The sequence below is a fragment of the Mesorhizobium sp. M0145 genome (assembly GCF_040322355.1).
Taxonomy (GTDB): Bacteria; Pseudomonadota; Alphaproteobacteria; order Rhizobiales; family Rhizobiaceae; genus Mesorhizobium.
In genome coordinates this window covers 146972-171491 of sequence record NZ_JAMYTK010000006.1, presented here as the reverse complement: position 1 = coordinate 171491, position 24520 = coordinate 146972, and the positions used below count along the sequence as shown (strand labels likewise).

Below are 24520 nucleotides of genomic sequence, written 5' to 3'. Positions count from 1 at the left end.
TCCAGCATAGAGCGCAAGCCGGCTGCAAACACCCGGCGGAACCCGATCGCATGAAACCGCTCCAGACCTCGTCCGGCGATTTGACCGCCGACCGCCGCGCCGACTATGCCGAAATGCTCTATGCATCCGGCGATCATGCGGCAGCGGCGGAATTGCTGCTCGGCGCGCTCGAACTGGCGCCGCAATGGCCAGCCGGCTGGTTCCGCCTCGGCGAGATGCAGGAAGCGGCGGGCGCGCGCGATCGTGCCGCGCAGGCCTGGACGACGGCACTGCGGCTCGACCCGGCGGACAGGCTCGGCGCGGTGCTCAAGCTGCAATTGATCGGCAGGGCAGCGGCGGCCCAGGCGCCGCCCAGCGCCTTTGTCGAGACGCTGTACGACCACTATGCCGGGAGTTTCGAGGCTGAACTGGTCGACAGGCTCGGCTATCGTCTGCCCGAATGCCTCGACCGCGCCATCCAGGCAGCACGGCCGGGCCGGTTTTCGCTGGCGCTCGATCTCGGCTGCGGCACCGGCCTCATGGGCCAGAAGCTGCGGCCGATCGCCGACCGGCTGGAGGGTTACGACATCTCGGCCGCCATGCTGAGGCAGGCGCGCGCCAAAGGCGTCTACGATCTGCTCGTCAAGACGGACCTGCAGGATTTTTGCTATTCTGGCCCGAAAGCCGATCTGGTGACGGCGGCCGATGTGTTCATCTATGTCGGCGCACTCGAAAAGGTGGTGAACAAGATTGCCGGAATGCTTGCCGGCGGCGGTCTGTTTGCGTTCTCCGTCGAGACGCTCCCGGGCGGAGAATCGTCTGACAGCGCCGGCTTCGCCCTGCTGCCGTCCCGCCGCTACGCGCATTCCCAAAGCTATGTAGAGCGGGTTCTGGACGCCGACGGCTTTTCAGTCCTGTCGCTGCAGGCAACGATCATCCGGCAGGATCGCCGCCAACCGGTCGAAGGGCTGGCCGTAGTGGCAAGCTTGCTTTCCGGCAGCGTAAAATCTGGCTAAGACTTCTGCCGCTGCGCATGAGAAGCCGCAGCTGCGAACGACAAGGAGCACGTTCATGCGCTGGAACATGACGGTCTTGGCATCTTGCCTGGCGATGGCCGGCTGCGTCGGCAATTCGATGTCCGAACGGCAGGACGAAAACGTCCAGTCCTCGCTGCAATATGACAAGGTGCCTTGCGATCAATTGCTGGCGCAACGAAACGGCCTGGCGCAGCAATATCATCTGCCGGTGGACGCCAAGCCGTCCTTCTCCAACCCGGCGACGGGCTTTGGCCCGTTCACGCCGGATATGCGCTCGAAAGCCAAGCGCGATGCCGACCAGGCAAGCGGCAAGATCGACGCCATGAACCGGTCGATTGCCCGCCGCGAATGCGGCAAGCCGGCCAAGCAGAACAAGCTCGGCCTGACCTGACCGGATCCTAATCCGCCACCTTCCACTGCTCGCGCGAGGCGCTGGCGGGATAGACGCCGAGAATGCGCATTTCGCGCGAGAAAAAGCGCAACTCGTCGAGTGCCAGCTTCACCAGCGGATCGTCGGGATGGCCCTCTATGTCGGCGTAGAACAGCGTCGCCGTAAACGCGCCGAGCTGGTAGCTTTCCAGCTTGGTCATGTTGATGCCGTTGGTGGCAAACCCGCCCATCGCCTTGTAGAGCGCTGCCGGCACGTTGCGGACGCGGAAGATGAAGGTCGTCATCATCCTGGCGTCGGCCGAGGGGCGCTCGGCCCATTGCTTGTTCTTGGTCAGCACGACGAAGCGGGTAACGTTGCTGTCGGTGTCCTCGACATTCTCTTCGATGATGTCGAGCCCGTAGAGCGTCGAGGCCAGCGCCGGCGCCAGCGCGGCCATGGTGCGGTCCTTCATTGCGGCGACCATCTTGGCGGCGCCCGCGGTGTCGCCGGCCACCGTCGCCTTCCAGCCGTTCTTGCGGATGTATTTGCGGCATTGGCCGAGCGCGTGGATGTGGCTGTGCACGGTCCTGATCTCGTCGCGCCTGACGCCGGGCAGCACCATCAGCTGGAAGTGGATCGGCAGAAAGTATTCGCCGATGATGTGCAGCTTCGATTCCGGCAAGAGGTGATGGATGTCGGCGACGCGGCCGGCAATGGTGTTCTCGATCGGGATCATCGCCAGATCGGCTTTGCCGGTCTCGACCGCATTGAAGGCGTCCTCGAAGGTCGGGCACGGCAACGGCTCCATCGACGGGAACATGTTGCGGCAGGCGGTGTCGGAATTGGCACCCGGCTCGCCCTGGAAGGATATTTTGTTGGTCTTTTCAGGCATGCGCAGTGTCTCGGGATTGGGGGAGGAATTTCTTAGTTGGAAAGGAGCGCCCTGGCGCGTTCGAGATCGTCCGGCGTATCGACGCCAAGCGGCACCGACTGGACGATCTCCGCATCGATGCGCATGCCGGCCTCCAGCGCCCGCAATTGCTCCAGCCGCTCGCGGCGCTCCAGCGGCGACGGCCTCAGCGCAACGAAGCGTTCGAGTGCGGCGCGGCGATAGGCATAGAGGCCGATGTGATGGTAGAGCGGGCCTTCGCCCCAGGGCGCGGTGGCGCGGGTGAAATAGAGCGCCCTGAGCCGTGTCGCCGAGAGTGGCGAGCCGACCAGCTTGACGACGTTCGGATTGGTCTTTTCCTCGTCGCGGACGATCTCGACGCAGAGCGTGGCGATATCGACCGCTCTGTTCTCGAAAGGCTTCAGCGCGGCGCCGATAACAAGGGGGTCGATGGTCGGCAGATCGCCCTGCACATTGACGATCGTCTCGACGCTGTTGCCAGGGTCGAGAATGGCCAGCGCTTCGAAGATGCGGTCGGAGCCGGTTTCGTGGTCCGCCCGCGTCATCACCGCCTCGAAATCATGCGCGCGCACCGCCTCCGCAACGCCTTGCGTATCGGTGGCGACGACCACCCGGCCGAGCCCGGCCTCGGCAGCGCGGCGGGCGACGTGGACGATCATTGGAGTGCCGGCAATGTCGGCGAGCGGCTTGCCCGGCAGGCGGGTCGAGGCCATGCGGGCCGGGATCAGGATGAGCGTGGACATGAGGCGGGCAGGGGCTCGAAAAAGAGGAGGACAAAGTGGCAAAAGGTCTCACTGGCAGCGCCCTTATAGGTGTTGCAACGCCGGAGCAAAAGACCTAGTTTCCGCGCGATTTGGCCGGTTCCACCGGGTGGATCACGATACCGACGGACGGAGTGGACGGATCGGTCCGCCGGAAAGGGAGCCTGGGGCGTATGGATTCCAACGAAGTCAACAAGCTGCTCGCCGGTCTCCTCGGAACCGTGTTCATCGTCTTTTCCGTTGGCATCGTGTCCGACGCGCTGTTTGCCTCGCCGGCGCCGGAAAAGCCCGGCTTCGCCATCGAGGCGACCGAGCCCGCCGAAGGCGGCCCGGCCGCTCCCGCCGCGGCCGTGAAGCCGATTGCCGAGCTGCTGACCACTGCCAACGCCGAAGCGGGCGCCGCCATCTTCAAGAAATGCCAGGCTTGCCACTCCGGCGAAAAGGGTGGCCCCAACAAGGTCGGCCCCGATCTCTGGGATATCATCGACCGTCCGGTCGCCGAGCATGAGGGCTTTGCCTATTCTGCCGGCATGAAGGAGTTCTCCAAGGGCGGCAGCGAGAAGTGGACCTATGACAATCTCAACCACTTCATCACCTCGCCGAAGAAGTTCGTGAAGGGCACCGCGATGGGCTTCGCCGGCCTGCCCAAGGATGAGGACCGCGCCAACGTCATCGCCTATCTGCGCACGCTGTCGGACAATCCTAAGCCGCTGCCGGCGCCCGGCGCCTCGGCCGAAAATGAGCCCGCCAAGCCGGCCGAAGGTGCGGCCCCTGCCAAGCCGGCAGAAGGCGCGGCGCCAGCCGCTCCGGCGCCGGCTGCGCCCGCAAAATAACAAAACTGTAATGGCATAATCCTTGAAAAAGCCGGGTTCAGCCCGGCTTTTTCGTTAGGAAAAATGCATATGCGACGACAAAGCCGCTCGGTTGCGGTTTTCAGCGCCGCCAAATGATCTAGATTGGGCCCAGACGCTATGGTGACGGCGCTATATCGCGAAGAGGAGAACGCATGACGGTTGGCCGAGCGCGGACGCTTCTGAAATCGGTACTGATGCTGGCTGCTTTTGCCGGCGGCCTGCAGGCGACCTTTGCGGACGAATGGCGCACGACCTCCTCGCTGATCGGCGAATCCAAATACGGCGATAATTTCCAGCACTACGATTACGTCAATCCGGATGCACCGAAGGGCGGCACAGTGAACTCAGTGGTGCTCGGCACGTTCGACAGCTTCAATCCTTACATCGTGCAGGGTTCGCCGGCCGCCGGCTTCGCGCAGTTCGGCGGCGGCCTGCTCTACGACACGCTGATGGAGCAGGCGACGGACGAGGGCAGCACCAGCCATCCGCTGATCGCCGATGCCTATAAATATCCGACCGACTATTCCTCGGCGACCTATCGTCTCGACCCGCGGGCCAAATGGCATGACGGCCAGCCGATCACCACCGACGACGTGATCTGGTCGTTCCAGGTGCTGAAGGCCAACAGCCCGCAATATAGCCGCTATTTCGAAAACGTCACCGACGCGGTCGCCATCTCCGACCGCGAGGTCGAGTTCCATTTCAACCAGAAGGGCAACCGGGAGCTACCGAAGATCCTCGGCGATCTCGTCGTGCTGCCCAAGCACTGGTGGGAAGGCACCGACGCCAACGGCAAGAAGCGCGACGTCACCAAGCCGACGCAGGAGCCGCCGCTCGGCTCGGCCGCCTACAAGATCGCGAGCTTCAAGCCGGGGTCCGAAATCATCTGGCAGCGCGTGCCCGATTACTGGGCGGACAAGCTGCCCGTAAAAATCGGCCGCGAGAATTTCGACAGGCAGCGTTTCACGTATTTTCTCGACGACAATGCCGCCTGGCAGGCCTTCACCAAGGGCGGCTTGGACGACATCAAGCCGGAGAACAGTTCGAGGCGCTGGAACACGGCCTATAATTTCCCGGCAGTCCAGGCCGGCGACGTCATCAAGAAGGAATTCAAGACCGCGTCGCCCGAACCGATGCAGGCCTTCATGCTCAACACCAGGCGCCCGCTGTTTAGGGATCGCCTGGTGCGCGCCGCGCTGATGTATCCGTTCGACTTCGAGACGATGAACCGGACCCTGTTCTTCGGTTCCAACACCCGCACCAGCAGCTATTTCCAGGGCACGGAACTGGCGTCGAGCGGCCTGCCGCAGGGCAAGGAACTTGAAATCCTCGAGCAGTACCGTGACAAGCTGCCGCCTGAAGTCTTTACCCAGGAATTTAAGCTGCCGGTCTACGACACCCCGCAGGCTGAGCGCAAATACCTGAAGACCGCGGTCGATCTGTTCGCCAAGGCAGGCTGGGTCATCAAGGGCGGCAAGATGGTCAACGCCAAGACCGGCGAACCGTTCAAATTCGAGATCCTCGGCTGGAACGACACCGACCAGGTCATCGCCAGTCCGTATATCGCCAATCTGCGCAAGATCGGGGTCGACGCGACGCTGCGCCTCATCGATCAGACCCAGTATATCAACCGAGTCACTCACTTCGACTTTGACGTGGTCACTTCGATACTCGGGCAGTCGGACTCTCCCGGCAATGAACAGCGCGATTTCTGGAGTTCCAAGGCCGCCGATTCGCCGGGATCGCGCAATTACGCCGGCATCAAGAATCCGGTCGTCGATGCGCTGGTCGACCGGGTCATCTTTGCCACCGACCGCGACGATCTGGTTGCCACCACCCATGCGCTCGACCGGGTGCTGCTGTGGAACTATTATGTCGTGCCGCAATATTACCGCGCCGTGGTCTGGCTCGCCTACTGGAAAAAGTTCGGCATGCCGGAGAAGCAGCCCGCATATAGCGGCGTCGACCAGAATTCCTGGTGGATCGACCCGGACAAGGAAAAGGCGCTGGCGGCCAAATACAAGAGCGGCAATTGATGGCAGCGCTGCCTCGTCGCGACTTCCTCGCCCTGGGCGGTGCTGCCGCCGCTGCGGCACTGCTGCCAGGCCGAGCTTTCGCGGCCATTCCGACCGGCGTGAAACTGCACGGGTTGTCGGCTTTTGGCGATCTCAAATACGGGCCGGATTTCACGCATTTCGACTATGTCAATCCAGACGCTCCCAAGGGCGGCCGGATGAATTTCGGCCCGCCGAACTCCACCCTCAATCAGAGCTTTCTGACTTTCAACACGTTGAACTCGCTGGTGTTGAAGGGGGATTCGCCGCCGCGCACCGAGCTCTGTTTCGATTCGCTGATGGCAAGGGCGCTCGATGAGCCGGATGCGGTCTACGGCGTGCTTGCCGAATCCGTTACGTTGTCGCAGGACCGCAACGGCTTCCGCTTCAGCCTGCGGCCACAAGCGCGCTTCCATGACGGCTCGCCCCTGACGGCCGAGGACGTTGCCTTCGCCTTGAACCTCTACAAAGACCGGGGACACCCGAACCTTTCCCAAGCGCTGCGGCATATGACGGATGCGGTCGCAATCGATCCGCTTACTGTCAGCCTTACCTTCAACGGCAAACAGTCGGCGCAGAATATCCTCGCGATCGCCGTAATGCCGATCGTGTCCAAAGCCTTCTATACGGCCAATGATTTCGACGCCTCGACGATGACCCCGCCGCTCAGCTCCGGGCCGTACAAGATGGGACGGGTCGTGGCAGGGCAGACTATCGAATATGAACGCGTCGCCGACTATTGGGGGCGCGATCTCGCCGTGAACCGCGGGCTTAATAATTTCGACCGTATCCGTATCGATTTCTATCTTGATCGCCAGGCAGCGTTTGAAGCGTTCAAGAAAGGCGATACGCATTTTCGCGAGGAATTCACCGCGCGGGTATGGGCGACCGGTTACGACTTTCCGGCCCTGAAGGACGGCAGGGTCGTCAAACGGGAATTTCCCGGCGAGAAATCGCCCGACATGCAGGCTGTCGCGCTGAACCAGCGCCGGCCGCAATTCCGCGATGTGCGCGTGAGACAGGCGATCGCCTATTGCTTCGATTTCGAATGGACCAAGCGGGTACTGTTTTTCGGCTCCTACGAGCGCTCGCAATCGAACTTCGAACGATCGGACTACAAGGCCGAGGGCCTGCCCTCGCCCCAGGAATTGAAACTGCTGGAGCCGTTTCGAGCCGAGTTGCCGCCGGAAACCTTCGGCGAACCGGTGGTGCAACCCGTCTCGGACGGTTCCGGTCACGACCGTAAGGTGCTGCGCGAAGCTTCGAGACTGCTTGCCGAAGCCGGCTGGAAGCGAGCGGGCAATTTCGTCGTCAATGAGAAGGGCGAGCGACTGCGGGTGGAAATGCTGGCCGAGGACGAGGGTCTCGTTCGCATTTTCGCGCCGTGGTCCGAGAATATGAAGGCGATTGGCATCGACGCTTCGATCCGGCAGGTCGATTCGACGCAATTTGAAGCGCGGCAAAGCAACTACGATTTCGATTTCAACATGCTACATTGGTTGATCGGGGCGACGCCTACTGCCGACGGCCTGGAAATCCTCTACAATTCCCGGATGGCGAAAACGCCGGGGATGCGCAACTATCCGGGCACGGAAAGCAAAGCCATCGACGCGCTGATCGAGGCAGCCGGCAAGGCGCAGAGCCGGATCGAACTCGTCACAGCGCTCAACGCGCTCGATCGGGTCTTGCGCGCGCGGCTAGACTGGATTCCAACATATCATCTGGCGAATCACCGGGCAGCCTTCTGGGACATGTTCGGCTTTCCCGCTCAAAAGCCGGATTACGACTTTCCGGTCGAGACGCTGTGGTGGTTCGACAAAGACAAGGCGGCAAAGATTGGCAAAGCCTGAGATTTTTGCACAAGCGAGGCAGGGAACCTGATGGGCGCCTATATACTGCGCCGCATCCTTTTGATGATCCCGACCCTGTTCGGCATCATGGCGGTGTCATTTGCCGTCATCCAGTTTGCTCCAGGCGGGCCGGTCGAGCAGGTCATCGCCAGGCTGACCAACCAGGGCGGCAGCGATCGCCTCGGCGGCGGCGGGGGTGATGCCGGCGGCGCCAATTTCGATGTCGCCGGTGACGTCGGCTCGAAATACCGCGGCGCGCAAGGGCTCGATCCGGAATTCATCAAGAAGCTGGAGAAGCAGTTCGGTTTCGACAAGCCGCCGCTCGAGCGCTTCGGCATGATGCTGTGGAACTATCTCCGCTTCGATTTCGGCGACAGCTACTTCCGCGACATCTCAGTGCTCGACCTGATCCTGGAAAAGATGCCGGTGTCGATCTCGATCGGGCTGTGGATCACGCTTTTATCCTACCTGATCTCGATCCCGCTCGGCATCCGCAAGGCGGTCAAGGACGGCTCCACTTTCGACGTCTGGACCAGCGGCGTCGTCATCGTCGGCTACGCCATTCCGGGCTTCCTGTTCGGCATCTTGCTGATGGTGCTGTTTGCCGGCGGCTCGTTCTGGGACTGGTTTCCGCTGCGCGGCATCACCTCCGACAATTGGGACCAGCTGTCCTGGCCGCAGCGGATCGTCGACTATTTCTGGCATATGACCCTGCCGCTGACCGCGCTGGTGCTGTCGGCCTTCGCCACGACGACGCTGCTCACCAAGAATTCCTTCCTCGAGGAAATCCGCAAGCAATATGTGGTCACCGCCCGCGCCAAGGGCCTGTCGGAGCGGCAGGTGCTCTATGGCCACGTCTTCCGCAACGCCATGCTGATCGTCATCGCCGGTTTTCCCGGTGCTTTCATCTCGGCCTTCTTCACCGGCTCGCTGCTGATCGAGAACATATTTTCGCTCGACGGCCTCGGCCTGCTCGGCTTCAACTCGGTGGTGCAGCGCGACTATCCGGTGGTGTTCGCCAATCTCTTCATCTTCTCGCTGCTTGGCCTGTTCGTCGGGCTTTTGTCCGACCTGATCTACACCTGGGTCGACCCGCGCATCGATTTCGAGCGGAGAGACGTCTGATGGCGCGGACCACGGCCGAAACGGCGCCGGCTCGGATCGCGCGGCCCTTTCTGTCGCCGCTCAACCAGCGGCGCTTGCAGAACTTCAAGTCCAACCGGCGCGGCTACTGGTCGTTGTGGATATTCCTGTTCCTGTTCGTGCTGTCGCTGGTTTCCGAACTGATCGCCAACGACAGGCCGATCATCGCCTCCTACAAGGGCGAGATCCTGTTTCCGGTCCTGGTCGCCTATCCCGAGGAGAAGTTCGGCGGCTTCTATGCGGTCACCGACTACCGTGACCCGGTGATCCAGGACGAGATCAACGCCAATGGCTGGATGGTCTGGCCGCCGGTGCGCTACTCCTACCAGACCGTCAACAACGCTATTCCCGAAGCAGCACCGACCAAGCCGTCCTGGCTCTACGACAAGAAGACGCGCTGCAACCAGTATCCGAAAGGCGAGGCAGACCCCAATTGCAACGTCGGCAACTGGAACTGGCTGGGCACCGATGACCAGGCCCGCGACGTGCTGGCGCGCGTCATCTACGGCTTCAGGATCTCGGTGCTGTTCGGCCTGATCCTGACCGCCGGCTCGGCGCTGATCGGCGTGGCGGCCGGCGCTCTGCAGGGCTATTTCGGCGGCTGGACCGACCTCCTGTTCCAGCGTTTCATCGAGATCTGGTCGGCGATCCCGGTGCTGTACCTGCTCCTGATCGTCGCCGCCATCCTGCCGCCTGGCTTCTTCATCCTGCTCGGATTGATGCTGCTGTTCTCCTGGGTGGCACTGGTTGGCGTGGTGCGGGCCGAGTTCCTGCGCGCCCGCAATTTCGAATATGTCAACGCGGCGCGCGCGCTCGGCGTCTCCAACATCACCATCATGTTCCGGCATCTGCTGCCCAATGCCATGGTGGCGACGCTGACCTTCCTGCCCTTCCTGCTCAGCGGCTCGATCTCGACGCTGACCTCGCTCGACTATCTCGGCTTCGGCCTGCCGCCCGGCGCCGCCTCGCTGGGTGAGCTGTTGAAGCAGGCACAGCGCAATCTCAACGCGCCATGGCTCGGCATTTCCGGCTTCGTCGTCATCTCGCTGATGCTGTCGCTGCTGGTCTTCGTCGGCGAGGCCACCCGCGACGCCTTCGATCCGCGCAAGACGTTCAGATGAGCGACACCCCGCTGCTTTCGGTCCAGGATCTCAGCGTCGCCTTCACGCAAGGCGGCGACCAGTCGATCGCCGTCGACCATATTTCCTTCGACCTCGCCAGGGGCGAGACGGTGGCGCTGGTCGGCGAATCCGGCTCCGGCAAGTCGGTCACCGCGCTGTCGGTTCTGAAGCTGCTGCCCTATCCGACCGCCAGCCACCCGTCGGGAAAGATCTTCTTCCTCGGCGCCGACCTGCTTGCCACGGACGAGAGAGACTTGCGCCGCGTGCGCGGCAACAAGATCACCATGATCTTCCAGGAGCCGATGACCTCGCTCAACCCGCTGCACACGATCGAGCAGCAGATCGTCGAGGTATTGAAGCTGCATCAGGGCCTGGGGGATCGCAAAGCCAAGGCGCGCACGCTGGAACTTCTGCACGAGGTCGGCATCCGCGATCCGGAGAAGCGGCTCGACGCCTATCCGCACCAGCTTTCCGGCGGCCAGCGCCAGCGCGTCATGATCGCCATGTCGCTGGCCAACGAGCCTGAACTTTTGATCGCCGACGAGCCGACGACGGCGCTCGACGTCACCGTCCAGGCGCAGATCCTCGAGCTGCTCGCCGGCCTGAAAAGCCGCAAGAACATGTCGATGCTGTTCATCACCCACGATCTCGGCATCGTCAGGAAGATCGCCGACCGGGTCTGCGTGATGACCAGGGGCAAGATCGTCGAGACCGGCCCGACCAAGGAGATATTCGCCAATCCGCAGCACGCCTACACGCGGCATCTGCTTGCCGCCGAGCCGAAAGGCAAGCCGCCGGCGGCCAACCAGGCCGCCAAGCCGGTGATGGTCGGCAAGGACGTCAAGGTCTGGTTTCCGATCAAGAAGGGCTTCTTCCGGCGCACCGTCGACAATGTGAAGGCGGTCGACGGCATCGACGTCACCGTGCGGGCCGGCCAGACGCTTGGCGTCGTCGGCGAATCCGGCTCAGGCAAGACGACGCTCGGCCTGGCGCTGGCCAGGATGATCTCGTCGACCGGGACCATCCAGTTCAACGGACGCGGCATCGATCAGCTGTCCTTCAACGAAATGCGGCCGTTGCGGCGCGAGTTGCAGATCGTCTTCCAGGATCCGTTCGGTTCGCTCAGTCCGCGCATGTCGGTCGCCGAGATCATCGAGGAAGGGTTGAAGATCCATGAGCCGAAGCTGTCTCCTGATGGGCGCGACGAGCGTGTCGTCGACGTGCTGAAGGAAGTCGGCCTCGATCCGGCGACGCGCAACCGCTATCCGCACGAATTCTCCGGCGGCCAGCGCCAGCGCGTCGCCATCGCGCGCGCCATGGTGCTCAACCCGCGTTTCGTCATGCTGGACGAGCCGACCTCGGCGCTCGACATGAGCGTGCAGGCGCAGGTCGTCGACCTCTTGCGCAGCCTGCAGGCCAAGCACGACCTCGCCTACCTCTTCATCAGCCACGATCTGAGGGTCATCCGCGCGCTCGCCAACGAAGTCATCGTCATGCGCAACGGCAGGATCGTCGAGGCCGGTCCTTCCGAACAGATTTTCGGCAACCCGCGGACCGACTATACAAAGGCGTTGATCTCGGCCGCCTTCAAGATCGAAACGGCGCCGGTCGGCATCGTCAGCGAGTAGATTTTCGCCAGAGATCATGCACAAAATCAAAACGCTGCCGCGCCTTGCGCGTCGGAACGCGAACGCTGTTGGTAAAAAGGGAAAAACAATCCACAATGGAAAAAGGCCGCATCCTGCTTGCCCTCACCGGTATTCATCCGCTGCGCTGGCGCGAACTGCTGTCGGCGGAGCGCGAGGTGGTGCTCGAGCCGAATGGCGCCGGCGATCCCTCGATTACCTATGCTGTGGTGTGGAAACAGCGGCCGAACCTGTTGTCGTCGCTGCCCAATCTGCGCGCCATCTTCTCGATCGGCGCCGGCGTCGACCACATCTTCGCCGATCCCACCTTGCCCGACGTACCGGTCGTCAAGGTGGTGGCCGACAACCTGACCCAGTACATGACCGAATACGTCGTCTGGCGGGTGCTCGACCACCATCGCCAAGGCATGCTCTACCGCGCCCAGCAGCAGAAGAAGATCTGGCATGAACCGCAGCAGCGGCCGGCCAGCGACATCTCGGTCGGCATTATGGGGCTCGGCACGCTTGGCCGCGCGGCGGCATCGGTGCTGTTGTCGCTCGGCTTTCCCGTCAATGGCTGGTCGCGCAGCGATCGGCCGATGCAAGGTGTCTCGACTTACGCGGGCGAGGCCGGCCTGATCCCGTTCCTAAACGCCACCGACATCCTGGTGGTGCTGCTGCCGCTGACGCCGCAGACGCACGGTATCATCAACCACGGCGTGCTGAAGGAGCTGCGGAAGCGCAACGGCCTCGGCGGCTCGGTGCTGATCAATGCCGGGCGCGGCAGGCTGCAGAAGGACGCCGACATTTTGCGCGCGCTGGACGACGGCACGCTGAAGGAAGCCAGCCTCGACGTTTTCGAGGTCGAGCCGCTGCCGAAGACGAGCCCGCTATGGAGCCACCCCAAAGTGTTCGTGACGCCGCACGCGGCGGCAACCTCCGATCCGGTCCACCTGGCGCCGATCATGCTGCGTCAGATGGATGCTTTCGAGCGCGGCGAAGCGCTGGAAAATGTGGTGGATCGCGACGCCGGGTATTAATTTGTTGGAGCGCCGCTTTCCAGTCTCAGCCCCAGCCGAGCGGCACGTAGTCGATCTCCATAAACGCCTCGACTTCCGGAATCCAGCGGTCGCGGACGAAGGCGACGTGGTCGGGATGGTCGTTGTAGCCGGAATAGGCCCGCTGATCGGCGAACTCCATCGAGAAGCCGAAGCGGTAGTCGTTCTTGGGACTGACCTGCCGCAACTGCTCGAAATGCGTGACGCCCTTTATCGCCGTGAGAATCCTCTTGGCGTCGGCGAGGAACCGTTTTTCCTCGAGCGAATGCGGCGGGTGTTTCAGCGTGAACACGACGGTGTGACGGATCATTTTTTGCTCCTGCGATGTCTTCGTGTCACGCGCTGTCAGCCCAGGCGCGGATCAGGTTATAGGCGATCGCCCCTTTCGGCGGCGTCACTAGGCCGCCCGGATGCTCGCGGGCCAGCATCGAGAGCACCTCGTCGTGAAAGAACCAACGGCAATCTTCCAGCTCGTTGAGGTCGGGGTGGATATCGTCGTTGAGCGGTTCGCCGAAGCAGCCGATCATCAGCGAATAGGGAAACGGCCAGGGCTGGCTGGCGTGGTAGACGACGCGGCCGAGCCGGATGCCGGCTTCCTCCAGCGTTTCGCGGCGCACCGCCGCCTCGATCGTCTCGCCCGGCTCGATGAAACCGGCGAGCGCCGAATACATGCCGGGCCCGAAATGCCGGCCGCGGCCGAGCAGGCATTTTTCGCGTGTTGCCGTCAGCATGATCGCCACCGGGTCGGTGCGCGGAAAGTGCTCCGTACCGCAGGCCGGGCAATGCCGCTTGTAACCGCCCGCCCGCATCTCGGCTTCGGTGCCGCATTTGCTGCAGAAGCGATGGCTGGCATGCCAGGCGAGCAGCGCCGCCCCTTGCGCCAGCGCGCCGGCCGCCGCTTCGTCGATCAGCCCCTGCATATATACCGAGCGATAGTCGATCGCCTTGATCGTCTCGGGAAGCTGCTCGGGCTCGACCCCGGCCGGCACCGCCAGCACCGGGCCGCTTTCGGAAAAACCGAGCAGGACGCCGTTTTCGAGCGATGCTTCGAGCGGCCGGCATTCGGCCACCCCGAACCAGGGGTCGAATGCGCCTTGCGCAAGCTTCAAATAGAGCCGGCCGCCACGCATCAGCAAAAGCCGCGCCGAGGGATCGGCGAGTGCCTTTTCGACGGAATCGTCGGCGCGGTTTTCGGACTGCCGGTCGATAATGTTGCCGGCGAAGCCGACGAACTGGCTCGGCTCGCGCAAGGGCGCGTCAAACAGGCGAAAGCTCATGCAGACTCGGGAAGGTTCAAGGTGGACACGGGAGAGGCTTATAGCGCTGCCTTGATCTTTTCCGCAAACTTGCGAAGGTCGGAGCGCTGATAGGGCTCGCGCAGGCCGTGCCCCCACACCGGGCCGGGCCAGCCGGGATCGCCTTCCGAGCGCGCAATGACGTGTACATGCAACTGGCGCACGATGTTGCCGAGTGCGCCGGTGTTGATCTTGGTGCAGCCGGTCACCCGCTTCAGCGCCAGCGCCACCATGTTGGTCTCGAAGGTCAGCATCGCCTGGTCCAGCGGCGTCATGTCGTGGATTTCCTCGATGCCCGGCCGCTGGGGCACCAGCAGCAGCCATGGCCAGCGGCGGTCGTTCATGACGCGCAATTCGCACAGGCCGAGCCACATCAGCTGTTCGCTGTCGGCTTCCAACTGGGCGTCAAGCGTGAATCCGGCCTTGAGGCCCGGCAGCATCGGCGTTTCCCTCACTTTTTGACGTTTTTTGAACTCCATCGACGCTAGAGCGGCTTCCGAAGGGCCGCAAGGGGCAGCAAGCAACATTGGCCGCCGCGGCGCTGATTGTGCGCGAAGAAGTGAGGGCCCGGGCAAATTGCATCAGGTTGGCGCTGCCCCGCCGAGGTCGCGGCCACATTTTGTTCTTGCTTTGTGCCGGCAGCTATGCTACTAATCTCGCTATGGTGATTATTCGCACCAACGACCCGCCCGCCGAGGCGGGTTTTTGGTTTCAGCTTTCGCCGTCGCTCAAGGCCCCTATCATCCGCACTTGCATTTCATCGCCGGATTGCCGATATGGAGGCTGGGAGGTTGGTGGTGGACGGTCCACTCGCCAACCGGGTCAGGTCCGGAAGGAAGCAGCCCTAACGAGCCCGGAACGGGTCATTGTTCCAGCCTCCCGCCTCTTCGCCTTTTGCCCCGACATTGACGGCGCCAAGCCGTGCGGGCGAAACTATGCGCAGGAATCGGCCGCCTCCAGTGGCAGCCCTTGGAGCTTAACGGGCGAATGAGCGAAGCCGGAAACGAGGCCGGGAAATTGGACAAGCCTGCCGCCTACCGCGTGCTGGCGCGCAAATACCGACCGTCGAATTTCTCCGAACTGATCGGCCAGGAGCCGATGGTCCGCACCTTGACCAATGCCTTTGCCACCGGCCGCATCGCCCAGGCCTGGATGCTGACCGGCGTGCGTGGCGTCGGCAAGACGACGACCGCGCGCATACTCGCGCGGGCCCTGAACTACAAAACATCGACCGTCGACCAGCCGTCCGTCGACCTTGCCGTGCTCGGCGAGCATTGCCAGGCGATCATGGAAGGCCGGCATGTCGACGTCATCGAGATGGACGCCGCCTCGCATACCGGCATCGACGACATCAGGGACATCATCGAGCGTGTGCGCTACGCCCCGGTGTCGGCGCGCTACAAGGTCTACATCATCGACGAAGTGCACATGCTTTCCAACCAGGCCTTCAACGGCCTGCTGAAGACGCTGGAAGAGCCGCCGCCGCACGTCAAGTTCATCTTCGCCACCACCGAAATCCGCAAGGTGCCGATCACCGTCCTGTCGCGCTGCCAGCGTTTCGACCTCAGGCGCATCGATGCGGCAATGATCAAGGCCGACCTTGCCAGGATAGCCGGTCTGGAGGGCATCGAAGTCGAAGACGATGCGCTGGCGATGATCGCGCGCGCGGCCGAAGGCTCGATGCGCGATGCGCAGTCGATCCTCGACCAGGCGATCGCCCATGGCGGCGGCGCGGTCAGCGCCGAAGCGGTGCGTGCTATGCTCGGCCTTGCCGACCGTGCCCGCATCGTCGACCTGTTCGAACATGTCATGAAGGGCGACGTCGCCGCCGCACTTGCCGAATTCCGTGCCCAGTACGATACCGGCGCCGATCCTGCCGCGGTGCTGACCGACCTTGCCGAGTTCAACCATCTGGTCACCCGTCTGCGTTTCGTGCCGGCTGCCATCGACGACGCCTCGCTGTCCGAGGACGAGCGCCGGCGCGGCGCCGATTTCGCCAGCATGCTGTCGGTCAAGGTGCTGTCGCGGACGTGGCAGATGCTCTTGAAAGGTATTCCCGAGGTGCAGACCTCCAACCGCCCGGTCAGCGCCGCCGAGATGGTGCTGATCCGGCTGGCCCATGCCGCCGACCTGCCGACGCTGGACGAGGCGCTGAAATCGCTGGAGAACGGCGGTACCCTGCCGGGCACTGCGCCGCGCGTGAATGGCACGCCGGCAAGCCCCGGCCCCGCAAACCATGCGCCTGCAAGCGGTGGTGCCGGCGCCGTGGCGCAGGCGCGGATGCCGATGGCCAATGGCGGCGCCCAGACAATGCGTCTGGTCGAGGCCGAGCCGGTGCCGACCAACTTCGTTACTCCGCCGGAGCCGGCGGTCGAGGCGCCGCCGGTGCCGGTGAAATCGCTGGCCGACATTGTCGCCCTTGCCGACGCCCAGCGCGACATGGCCTTCAAGGTGTTGGTGAAGCGTTGCGTGCGCCTGGTGCGCGTCGAGCCCGGTCGTATCGACGTCAGCCTGACCGACGATGCGCCGAAGATGTTGCTCAACGATTTGACCGCCAAGCTGCGCGCCTGGACCGGCCGCAACTGGCTGGTGTCGCTGTCGAAGGAAGAGGGCGGCCAGACCTTGGCCGAGCTGGAATCGACAAAGCGCGAAAACGCCTTCCTCGATGCCAAGAGCGACCCGACGGTCGCCGCCATCCTGGCGCGCTTTCCCGGCGCCAAGATCATCGACGTGCGCATTCCCGACGCGCCGGAAGCCGACGAGGCCGACGTGCCGGTCGAGCCGCCGGCCGACGACGACGAAACCTGAAACAACCAGCACCAGCTGCAAAGGACCGTGCGATGAAAGACCTTCTCGGCATGATGGGCAAGGCAAAGGAAATGCAGGCCAAGTTCCAGGCCATGCAGGATGAGATCGCCACGCTGGAAGCCACCGGGCAGGCCGGCGGCGGCCTGGTCAGCGTCACGCTGACCGGCAAATTCGAGATGAAGTCGCTGAAGATCGACCCGTCGCTGTTCAAGGAAGACGAGGTCGAGATTCTCGAGGACCTGCTTCTCGCTGCCCACAACGACGCCAGGACCAAGGTCGAGCAGATCATGCAGGAGAAGACCAGGGCGCTGACCGCGGGCCTACCGATCCCGCCGGGAATGAAACTGCCGTTCTAAGGCTAGTGCATGTCGCGCAAAAGTGTGCAGCGGTTTTGCGATAACGACATGCATCAAAACAAGAACCTAAAGCGCGTCGCATGAGGCCGGTCGAACGCGACGCGCTAGTCAATCGGTATGCCGTTACAGTGGCCGAAGAGTGCAGCGGCCCAGTGCTCGCTCTACCGCCAGCTGTGTCTATTAGGCAACTCCCCACACTTAATAACGCTTTAGCCATCTTTTTGCCTGAAAGTGTCTCATTCTTGCCGCAACCAGAGGCGGGCTGGCAGCAGAATTGAGGGGACACCTGTTGATCTCTACCCGATGGAAGACGCCGTTGCGGCTCGGCGTCGTTATCTCGCCGCTGTTTTTGGCCGCTTGCAGTCAGACCGCCTCGCACGGCATGTCCAGCCTGACCGATGCTATTACGCCGAGTTTCCTGAGCTCGCGCTCCTACAATTCCACGCCGAAGGAAAAGGAGTGCCTGGAGCGGGCAATGTTCTTCGAGTCCAACCGGTCGAGCCGTGACGGCATGATTGCGGTCGGCACGGTGGTGATGAACCGGCTGCGGTCCGGCAATCACGGCAACACCATCTGCCAGGTCGTCGGCGAGCGCGGGCAGTTCGCGCCGGGCGTCATGACACGGCCGATGAATTCGAAGGCGATGCCCGACGTCGAGGAAGCCGCCGAGGCGGTGCTCAAGGGCGAGCGCAAAGCCAAGCTGAAGAACACCATGTTCTTCCACACCGCCGGCCTGCGCTTCCCCTACAAGAACATGCACTACACCATGGTCGCCGGCGGCAATGCCTTCTATGAAAAGCGCGGCCGCAACTGGCAGCCGCTGCCGGACGAACCGGTGGTCGCCATGGCCCAGGCCAAGCCGCAAGCGCCTGCCGCTCAGGCCATACTTGTCGCCTCGGCGGAGCCGGCACGCAGCGCCAAGCCGACATTCGCCAAGGCAACCTATGTGACCGCCGCTGCATCGCTGCCGGCAAAGCAGACAAGGGTGACCGCCGGAATGGCGACCCCGGAGAAGGCGACGGCGGAGAAGCCGATACTTGTGGCGCTGCAAGAGCCAATGCAGGAGCCGGATGCGGCCCGTTTTGGCGGAACCGTGAGCGAGCGGCCTGTCACCTCCTTCCAGGCCGCGCCGGCAGAGCCGACAATGTCGTTCGAGGCGACGCCCGAGAACACCGACGCCATCGGCGCGATGATCGCCGGCCAGACCCGGCCACTGGAAGAAAACTGAGGACGGCAGCACTGGCCGCGACGTCGGCCTTCCCTTCTCCCACAACAAGGGGAGAAGGGAAGAGCGGAGCCCCTGGCCGCTCAACTGTTCCAAAGCGTGCGGAAAAATCCTAAACCGGTGCGATGTCGAAGCGAATCGCCGGTCCCGAGATCGAACGCCTGATCCAGCTGCTGGCCAAGGTGCCGGGGCTCGGTCCGCGTTCGGCACGCCGCGCCGCGCTCCACCTCATCAAGAAGAAGGAACAGTTGCTGGCGCCGCTCGCCGCCGCCATGGGCGAGGCGGTCGACAAGGTGCGCATCTGCTCGACCTGCGGCAATGTCGATACCTCAGATCCATGCATGATCTGCACCGACCCCCGCCGCGACCCCACTACGCTCATCGTCGTCGAGGACGTGGCCGACCTTTGGGCGCTGGAGCGGGCGACAGCCATGAACGTGCGCTACCATGTGCTCGGCGGTACGCTGTCGCCGCTCGACGGCATTGGTCCTGATGAGCTAAACATCCGTTCGCTGGTCGATCGCGTCGCCGGCGGCGAAGTCAAGGAAGTGATCCTCGCCGTCAACGCCACGGTCGAGGGCCAGACCACCGCGCACTACCTCACCGACCAGCTTTCCGGCTTCGACATCAAGGTGACGCGCCTGGCGCACGGTGTTCCGGTCGGCGGCGAACTCGATTATCTCGACGAAGGCACGCTGGCCGCCGCACTGCGCTCGCGGACGGTGTTTTGAGGCGAGCGGCGGGAAGGGTGCTTCTGTGATGATTGCATTCTGTCGCGCCCCCCTCTGTCCTGCCGGACATCTCCCCCTCAAGGGGGGAGATTGGCTGTCGCGCTGGCTTTCGCCAATCTTCAACGGTGCAAGGCTGGAGCAGAAATCGAAGCTGCCAATCTCCCCCCAAGTGGGGGAGATGTCCGGCAGGACAGAGGGGGGCGCGACAGAACGCCGACCTCGCACACTAGCCTGCCTCTCGTTTCTAGCAGCCCTACTTGGGTTGATCCTCGCCACCCCGGTCTCCGCCGCAAAAATCGACGACCAGTTCCACGCCTGGCTCAGCAATGACCTCTGGCCCGAAGCCAAGGCCAAAGGCATCTCCAGGAAAACCTTCGATGCCGCCTTCGAAGGCGTCAAGCCGAACCTGAAGCTGCCCGACCTGGTGAAGCCGGGCGAGAAGGCGACGACGCCGCAGAAGCAGCATCAGGCCGAGTTCGGTTCGCCGGGCGCCTATTTCGCTGAAAAGATAGTCCGAGCGGTGACCGCCGGCGGCCGCACCCGCGAGGCGACCAACGCTAGGACGCTTGCCGCGATCGAGAAACGCTACGGCGTGCCTGGCGAAGTGCTGCTGGCGATCTGGGGCCGCGAGAGCGGCTTCGGCGCGGCGAAGATGCCTTATGACGCCTTCGAGGTGCTGGGCACCAAGGCGTTCATGTCGACCAAGAAGGAATTCTTCCGCACCGAGCTCTTGGCTGCGCTCGAGATCGTCGAGCGCGGGCTTGCCCCGGTCGGCGCGATGAAATCGTCTTGGGCAGGCGCGCTTGGCCAGCCGCAGTTCATGCCGACATCGTTCCTCAAGCATGCCGTCGATTTCGACGGCGACGGCCGCACCGACATCTGGAATTCGACGCCCGATATACTGGCATCGATCGCCAATTATCTCGTCCATTATGGCTGGGTCAGGGGCCGCGGCTGGGGCTTCGAGGTGACTGTGCCGGACAGCGTCTCGTGCTCGCTCGAAGGTCCGGACCAGGGCAAGAAGATTTCCCAGTGGGCTGATATGGGCATCAGGCGTGTGTCGGGTAAACCGTTCCCGGCGAGCGAACTGAAAGCCGAGGGCTTTCTTTTGATGCCGGCCGGGCGTAGCGGCCCGGCCTTCATCGTCACCCCCAATTTCTATGTGCTGAAGCAGTATAACACCAGCGATCTCTATGCCCTGTTCATCGGCCATGGCGCCGATCGCATCGCCCATGGCGACAGCAATTTCTCGGGCAATTGGGGCGCGGTCGGCGGGCTCTACCGATCCGACATCGCCGCCCTGCAGCGGGCGCTGGAAGCTAAGGGCTACGATGTCGGCAGCGCCGACGGCCTGCCTGGCTTCAAGACGCGCCGCTCGATCGGCAAATGGCAGGCCAGCAACGGCCGTTCCGCTACCTGCTTTCCCGACGCCGACCTGGTTACCGCGCTGAAATAGCCGGATTTTCGCACCGCCGGTCTGGCCCAATCGACCGTTCTGCAAATGCTCGTTGCCGCGCTCGAAACCGCCGGATATGGTGAACCTGAACCGCACAAAAAATTGCCAAGACAACGGTCCGGGGATCACCGTTCGACGCGGCAAGAAATGCCACAACCCTGAGCCGGGAACTCAGGTCAACAACAACAGGGAACAGTTAAAATGATGATGGAAAAGTTTGCTCTACGCTCCCGCTTCTTGCTCGCGGGCGCGGCCATGTCCGCGCTGCTTCTGGCCGGTGCGCCTGCCTTCGCGGTCACGCCCGCCGACACGCTGGTCGAGGGTTTCGCCATCGACGACATCATCACCATGGATCCGGGCGAAGCATTCGAATTGTCGACCGCAGAGGTCACCGGCAACACCTATGATCTTCTGGTACGCCTCGACCTCAGCGACACATCCAAGGTCAAGGGCGATCTCGCCGAAAGCTGGAGCGTCTCCGACGACGGCCTGACCTACACGTTCAAGCTCAAGCCCGGCCTCAAATTCGCCTCCGGCAATCCGATCACAGCGGCCGACGTCGCCTATTCGTTCGAGCGCGCCATCAAGCTCGACAAGAGCCCGGCCTTTATTATCGGCCAGTTCGGTATCGATGGCGGCAACGTCACCGAGAAGGCCAGGGCCGTTGATGACACGACGTTCCAGTTCACCGTCGACAAGGCCTATGCGCCGAGCTTCGTGCTGAACTGCCTGTCGGCGACGGTCGCCTCGGTCGTCGATGCCAAGCTGGTCAAGGAGCATGTCGCCGCGGTCACGCCGAGCGCCGACTACAAATGGGACAATGATTTCGGCAACGCCTGGCTGAAAACCGGCTACGCCGGCTCCGGTGCCTTCAAAATGCGCGAATGGCGGGCCAACGAGGCCGTCGTCCTTGAGCGCAACGACAATTACTACGGCGAAAAAGCCAAGCTTGCCCGCGTCATCTATCGCAATATGAAGGAAAGCTCGGGCCAGCGCCTGGCGCTGGAAGCCGGCGATATCGACGTCGCCCGCAATCTCGAGCCGAACGACCTCGATGCGATCGCCAAGAATGCCGACCTCACCACCACCTCGGCGCCGAAGGGCACGGTCTTTTATATCAGCCTCAACCAGAAGAACCCGAACCTCGCCAAGCCCGAGGTTCGCCAGGCGTTCAAATATCTCGTCGACTACGACGCGTTGGGCTCGACCATCCTCAAGGGCATCGGCGAGATCCATCAGACCTTCCTGCCCAAGGGCGTGCTCGGCGAGCTGGACGAAAACCCCTTTAAGCTCGACGTCGCCAAGGCCAAGGAACTGCTTGCCAAGGCCGGCCTCGCCGACGGCTTCAGTGTCACCATGGACGTACGCAGCACCCAGCCGATTACCGGGATGGCGGAATCGATCCAGCAGACGCTGGGACAGGCCGGCATCAAGCTGGAGATCATCCCCGGCGACGGCAAGCAGACGCTGACCAAATACCGCGCCCGTAACCACGACATCTATATCGGCCAGTGGGGCCAGGATTATTTCGATCCGAACTCCAACGCCCAGACATTCGCCAGCAACCCCGACAATTCGGATGAAGGCAAGACCAAGACGCTGGCCTGGCGCAACGCCTGGGACATTCCGGACCTGACCAAGCAGACCGAAGCCGCCTTGCTCGAGAAGGACGCGGCCAAGCGCGCCGCAATGTACCAGGATCTCGAGAAGAAGATCCTCAATACCAGCCCCTTCGTCATCATCCACCAGCAGCTGGAAGTGGCCGGCCTGCGCAAGAACCTCAAGGGTTTTGCGCTCGGCCCGAGCTTCGACACCAACTTCGTCGGCCCCGTCTCGAAGGAGTGATGCCGGGGAGTGACGCCGGCGGACGCGCTGTATGAGTGTGGCTGAAAGCGAGGTGACGGCAGGGCGCGGCGGCGCCCGCGCCGTTGCCGTGGCCTCATCTATCGCCCGGTTCCTGGTCATCGCGATAACGACCTATCTCGGTCTGCTCGCGGTGACCTTCTTCATCGGCCGCGTGATCCCGATCGACCCGGTGTTGGCGGTGCTCGGCGACCGGGCGCCGGCCAACGTCGTCGAACGAACGCGCCGCGAGATGGGCCTCGACCTGCCGCTGGTCGAGCAGTTCTACATCTATGTCAAACATGCCCTGAACGGTGATTTCGGCACCTCGGTGCTGACCACCAATCCGGTGATGACCGATATCCGCCGCGCCTTTCCGGCGACGCTCGAACTGGCGACGTTGGGAACATTGATCGGTTCGGTGATCGGCGTGCCGCTTGGCGTGCTGGCCGCCGTGCGGCGCGGCAGCGTCATCGACCAGATCGTGCGCATCATCGGCCTTGTCGGCTATTCCGTGCCGATCTTCTGGCTGGGGCTGCTGGCGCTGGTGCTGTTCTACGCCAAGCTGCAATGGGTCGCCTTTCCCGGCCGGCTCGACGTCGTCTACGAATACACCTTCACGCCGATTACCGGCTTTTACCTGCTGGATGCGCTCTGGCAGCGGCAGTGGGACGTATTTGCCGATGCCTTCCGCCACATCATCCTGCCGGCCTCGCTACTCGGCTATTTCTCGCTCGCCTACATCAGCCGCATGACGCGCTCGTTCATGCTGAACGAACTCACCCAGGAATACATCGTCGCAGCGCGCGCCAAGGGCCTGTCGGAAACGCGCATCATCTGGGGTCACGCGCTGCGCAACGCCGCGGTGCCGATGGTCACGGTGATCGCTCTGTCCTATGCCGGGCTGCTCGAAGGCTCGGTGCTGACCGAGACTGTGTTTTCGTGGCCGGGCATCGGCCTCTACATCACCAACTCGCTGCAGAACGCCGACATGAATGCCGTGCTTGGCGGCACGATCATCATCGGCTCGGTCTTCATCGCCATCAATCTATTCTCCGACCTGCTCTACCGGCTGCTCGATCCAAGGACCAAGGCAGGATGAGGACCAAGGCAGGATGAGCACGGAAGCGATTCAAACTCGCCGCGACTGGCTGCTCAGCGAGCGCCCGGCGTCGCGCGTGCAGGCGAGGCTCGGCCGCGCCTATGTGGCGTGGCGGCGCTTTTCCGCCAACCGGCTGGCGTTTGCCGGCCTGCTCATCATCGTCGCCCTGCTGGTGGTCGCGGCATTCGCCGATGTGCTGGCGCCCTATTCGCCGACATTCGGCGACCTCAAGGGCTCGCGGCTCCTGGCGCCGAGTGCGGCGCACTGGTTCGGCACCGACGATCTCGGCCGCGATATCTATTCGCGCATCATCTTCGGCTCGCGCTGGACACTCTACGTCGTCATTCTGGTTGCCATTATCGCCGCGCCCATCGGCTTGCTGGTCGGCACCGTCGCCGGCTATGCCGGCGGCTGGACCGATGCGATCCTGATGCGCATCACCGACATCTTTCTCGCCTTTCCGAAGCTGATCCTGGCGCTGGCCTTTGTCGCGGCGCTCGGCCCCGGCATCGAAAATGCCGTGCTTGCCATCGCCATCACCTCGTGGCCGCCCTATGCCCGCATTGCCCGCGCCGAAACGCTGACGGTGCGCAATTCCGATTATATCAAGGCGGTGCAATTGATGGGCGCCTCGCCGTTTCGCATCGTGCTTCGCCACATCATGCCGCTCTGCATCTCCTCGCTGATCATCAGGGTGACGCTCGACATGGCCGGCATCATCCTGACCGCGGCCGGCCTCGGCTTCCTCGGCCTCGGCGCGCAGCCGCCGCTGCCCGAATGGGGCGCGATGATCGCGTCGGGCCGCCGCTTCGTGCTCGACCAGTGGTGGGTGGCGGGTGCTCCGGGCTTTGCCATCCTCATCGTCAGCCTCGGCTTCAACCTGCTCGGCGACGGACTGCGCGACGCGCTCGATCCCCGAAGTGGCGACCAATGAGTGGCGACC

General features: G+C 63.2%; 22 protein-coding genes and 1 other RNA gene. 18 read left to right on the top strand and 5 right to left on the bottom strand.

All coding sequences use genetic code 11. The features are described 5' to 3' along the window. The first annotated feature begins 50 nt into the window (after nucleotides 1-50). Together NKJ28_RS12715 and NKJ28_RS12710 are read left to right on the top strand one after the other, a co-directional pair. Entirely contained in the window at nucleotides 51-995 is a 945-nt protein-coding gene (locus NKJ28_RS12715) for a methyltransferase domain-containing protein (protein ID WP_352635808.1), read from the top strand. Nucleotides 996-1050: 55 nt separating this feature from the next. Further along, nucleotides 1051-1407: a hypothetical protein gene (locus NKJ28_RS12710; RefSeq protein ID WP_023676854.1), complete on the top strand. Its 357-nt coding sequence runs from the start codon at nucleotides 1051-1053 to the stop codon at nucleotides 1405-1407. 7 nt (nucleotides 1408-1414) lie between these two features. Here NKJ28_RS12710 and NKJ28_RS12705 read toward each other — a convergent pair whose 3' ends face one another. Next, complete coding sequence (locus tag NKJ28_RS12705) at nucleotides 1415-2278, bottom strand: prephenate dehydratase (protein WP_023717847.1); 864 nt, start codon at nucleotides 2276-2278, stop codon at nucleotides 1415-1417. 32 nt (nucleotides 2279-2310) lie between these two features. Continuing rightward, nucleotides 2311-3039: a 3-deoxy-manno-octulosonate cytidylyltransferase gene (locus tag NKJ28_RS12700; protein WP_352635806.1), complete on the bottom strand. Its 729-nt coding sequence runs from the start codon at nucleotides 3037-3039 to the stop codon at nucleotides 2311-2313. A 191-nt stretch (nucleotides 3040-3230) separates the two neighbouring features. Here NKJ28_RS12700 and NKJ28_RS12695 point away from each other — a divergent pair, with 191 nt between their 5' ends. The 7 genes from NKJ28_RS12695 (at nucleotide 3231) to NKJ28_RS12665 (ending at nucleotide 12744) form a co-directional block, all read left to right on the top strand. Continuing rightward, entirely contained in the window at nucleotides 3231-3890 is a 660-nt protein-coding gene (locus NKJ28_RS12695; RefSeq protein ID WP_352455085.1) for a c-type cytochrome, read from the top strand. A gap of 173 nt (nucleotides 3891-4063) precedes the next feature. Continuing rightward, nucleotides 4064-5947, top strand: coding sequence for an extracellular solute-binding protein (locus tag NKJ28_RS12690; protein ID WP_352635804.1), 1884 nt, complete (start codon nucleotides 4064-4066; stop codon nucleotides 5945-5947). Continuing rightward, nucleotides 5947-7815: an extracellular solute-binding protein gene (locus NKJ28_RS12685; protein WP_352635802.1), complete on the top strand. Its 1869-nt coding sequence runs from the start codon at nucleotides 5947-5949 to the stop codon at nucleotides 7813-7815. Before NKJ28_RS12690 ends, NKJ28_RS12685 begins: the two co-directional genes overlap by 1 nt. 30 nt (nucleotides 7816-7845) lie before the next feature. Then, nucleotides 7846-8940 (top strand): microcin C ABC transporter permease YejB, encoded by a 1095-nt coding sequence (locus NKJ28_RS12680; RefSeq protein ID WP_352635800.1) that lies wholly within the window; start codon nucleotides 7846-7848, stop codon nucleotides 8938-8940. After that, on the top strand, nucleotides 8940-10079 hold the full coding sequence (locus NKJ28_RS12675; RefSeq protein WP_352635798.1) for an ABC transporter permease: 1140 nt from the start codon (nucleotides 8940-8942) through the stop codon (nucleotides 10077-10079). Before NKJ28_RS12680 ends, NKJ28_RS12675 begins: the two co-directional genes overlap by 1 nt. Then, nucleotides 10076-11707: an ABC transporter ATP-binding protein gene (locus NKJ28_RS12670; RefSeq protein ID WP_352635796.1), complete on the top strand. Its 1632-nt coding sequence runs from the start codon at nucleotides 10076-10078 to the stop codon at nucleotides 11705-11707. The genes NKJ28_RS12675 and NKJ28_RS12670 overlap by 4 nt, the downstream gene beginning before the upstream one ends. Before the next feature lie 95 nt (nucleotides 11708-11802). Beyond that, nucleotides 11803-12744 carry a 2-hydroxyacid dehydrogenase gene (locus NKJ28_RS12665; protein ID WP_352455091.1) on the top strand — a complete coding sequence of 314 codons (942 nt, stop codon included), beginning with the start codon at nucleotides 11803-11805 and terminating at the stop codon, nucleotides 12742-12744. Nucleotides 12745-12769: 25 nt separating this feature from the next. Here the strand turns inward: NKJ28_RS12665 and NKJ28_RS12660 are convergent, their stop codons facing one another. The 3 genes from NKJ28_RS12660 to NKJ28_RS12650 are packed head-to-tail and all read right to left on the bottom strand — an operon-like array spanning nucleotide 12770 to nucleotide 14497. Next, nucleotides 12770-13072, bottom strand: a complete 303-nt coding sequence (locus NKJ28_RS12660; protein ID WP_023676866.1) for a Dabb family protein — start codon at nucleotides 13070-13072, stop codon at nucleotides 12770-12772. A 25-nt stretch (nucleotides 13073-13097) separates the two neighbouring features. Next, nucleotides 13098-14039: an NAD(+) diphosphatase gene (gene nudC, locus NKJ28_RS12655; RefSeq protein ID WP_352577507.1), complete on the bottom strand. Its 942-nt coding sequence runs from the start codon at nucleotides 14037-14039 to the stop codon at nucleotides 13098-13100. Nucleotides 14040-14077: 38 nt separating this feature from the next. Beyond that, nucleotides 14078-14497 (bottom strand): HIT family protein, encoded by a 420-nt coding sequence (locus NKJ28_RS12650; RefSeq protein WP_023676868.1) that lies wholly within the window; start codon nucleotides 14495-14497, stop codon nucleotides 14078-14080. A gap of 346 nt (nucleotides 14498-14843) precedes the next feature. Between NKJ28_RS12650 and ffs the strand changes: the two genes are divergently transcribed. The 9 genes from ffs to nikC all read left to right on the top strand — a co-directional run bounded on the left by ffs (nucleotide 14844) and on the right by nikC (nucleotide 24511). Beyond that, nucleotides 14844-14940: signal recognition particle sRNA small type (gene ffs, locus NKJ28_RS12645), an RNA gene on the top strand. A 104-nt stretch (nucleotides 14941-15044) separates the two neighbouring features. Next, on the top strand, nucleotides 15045-16865 hold the full coding sequence (locus tag NKJ28_RS12640; RefSeq protein WP_352570308.1) for a DNA polymerase III subunit gamma/tau: 1821 nt from the start codon (nucleotides 15045-15047) through the stop codon (nucleotides 16863-16865). A gap of 32 nt (nucleotides 16866-16897) precedes the next feature. After that, the gene (locus NKJ28_RS12635; RefSeq protein ID WP_023676870.1) at nucleotides 16898-17221 is read left to right on the top strand and encodes a YbaB/EbfC family nucleoid-associated protein; all 324 of its coding nucleotides are present in this window, start codon (nucleotides 16898-16900) and stop codon (nucleotides 17219-17221) included. A gap of 289 nt (nucleotides 17222-17510) precedes the next feature. Then, nucleotides 17511-18449, top strand: coding sequence for a cell wall hydrolase (locus NKJ28_RS12630; protein ID WP_352589010.1), 939 nt, complete (start codon nucleotides 17511-17513; stop codon nucleotides 18447-18449). Nucleotides 18450-18571: 122 nt separating this feature from the next. Then, nucleotides 18572-19177, top strand: a complete 606-nt coding sequence (gene recR / locus NKJ28_RS12625) for a recombination mediator RecR (protein WP_352448580.1) — start codon at nucleotides 18572-18574, stop codon at nucleotides 19175-19177. Between the two features lie 178 nt (nucleotides 19178-19355). After that, complete coding sequence (locus NKJ28_RS12620; RefSeq protein WP_352621951.1) at nucleotides 19356-20633, top strand: lytic murein transglycosylase; 1278 nt, start codon at nucleotides 19356-19358, stop codon at nucleotides 20631-20633. A 201-nt stretch (nucleotides 20634-20834) separates the two neighbouring features. Then, nucleotides 20835-22478, top strand: a complete 1644-nt coding sequence (locus NKJ28_RS12615; RefSeq protein WP_352635792.1) for an ABC transporter substrate-binding protein — start codon at nucleotides 20835-20837, stop codon at nucleotides 22476-22478. Between the two features lie 31 nt (nucleotides 22479-22509). Then, nucleotides 22510-23577, top strand: a complete 1068-nt coding sequence (locus NKJ28_RS12610; protein WP_023676874.1) for an ABC transporter permease — start codon at nucleotides 22510-22512, stop codon at nucleotides 23575-23577. Between the two features lie 13 nt (nucleotides 23578-23590). Beyond that, nucleotides 23591-24511 (top strand): nickel transporter permease, encoded by a 921-nt coding sequence (nikC, locus tag NKJ28_RS12605; RefSeq protein ID WP_352448584.1) that lies wholly within the window; start codon nucleotides 23591-23593, stop codon nucleotides 24509-24511. The last annotated feature ends 9 nt before the right edge of the window (nucleotides 24512-24520 follow it).